Annotated in this window: 1 protein-coding gene; it reads right to left on the bottom strand. The window is 34.4% G+C overall.

The features are described 5' to 3' along the window. Window positions 1-320 precede the first annotated feature (320 nt). Window positions 321-695 (bottom strand): four helix bundle protein, encoded by a 375-nt coding sequence (locus FQ608_RS27065; RefSeq protein WP_158861638.1) that lies wholly within the window; start codon window positions 693-695, stop codon window positions 321-323. Between the last annotated feature and the right edge of the window lie 449 nt (window positions 696-1144).

The following is a 1144-nucleotide window of genomic DNA, read 5'->3' on the forward strand; positions in this document are numbered from 1 at the left end:
TCAAAGTGGCACGGTTTGACCGATATCACTGGCATGGTCAGACCGAAATAACCACCAACTGTCTAATTTATAAAAAATGCACCGAAACTGCTATTTTTTCAAACTCAACAACTTTAAACAAAGCAGTTTATAAGTCGATAAGTTTATGAGTTTTTTAGTTAAAAGGTTTTTAACATTCGGGCTTTATTGGCTTCAATGAATTATTCCCAAAATTTCTATTTTTTTCCAACTTCTCAACTCAACTACCTATCAAACTCATCAATTTATAAACTCAACAACTTATCAACCAGTAAATCAATAAGATAGATTGGGAAAAATCTTCATGAATCTGCTGCTTTGTAGGTTGATTGGCGAAGTGCGTTTAGCATCCGGCCAATATCATCGATTTTCGGTCTTATGGTTTCTACGCTGTTTGTATCAAGGTATTCTAAATCCTGAGCGAGTATAAGTTGGTTTAGTACTTCGATTAAACTTCCAAACGCAATTTCATAGAACCTAGCCTGATCTTTTTGGCCCCTACGTGAACTACCTTCTGCAATATTGCTGCTTACTGAGATGATAGCTCGTCTTAGTTGACTTGTCAGCCCAAATTTCTCATCTGAAGGAAACTGGTTTGTAGCTAAATAAATATCTTTAACCAACTCTCTTGATTTTTGCCATACTCCCAATTTTTCAAAACCGTATCTATATTTCATCTTTCTAGCATTTAAACAAAGCAGTTTATAAGTCGATAAGTTTATGAGTCGATGGTGTAAGGGTATTTAACATCCATCGTCACCTTTCCCTCCTTTGTTGCCAACTGACTGTCTAATTTATAAAAAATGCACCGAAACTTCCTTTTTTCCAAACTCATCAACTTATCAACTCAACAACTTTAAACAATTTAGTTTATAAGTCGATAAGTTTATGAGTTGAAATTTGGAGGGTATTTATCATCCGTCTTCACCTTTCCCTTCATTTTTACCAACTGTTCAAGGTAAAGAAAATGCACCAAAACTTCATCTTTCAACCTTTTCCCTTATCAACTCATTAACTTAACAACTTTAAACAATTTAGTTTATAAGTCGATGGTTGAAGGGTATTTAACAACCATCGTCACCTTTCCCTCCTTTGTTGCCAACTGACTGTCTAATTTATAAAAAAT

Source organism: Lunatibacter salilacus (assembly GCF_009797935.1).
GTDB classification, from domain to species: domain Bacteria; phylum Bacteroidota; class Bacteroidia; order Cytophagales; family Cyclobacteriaceae; genus Lunatibacter; species Lunatibacter salilacus.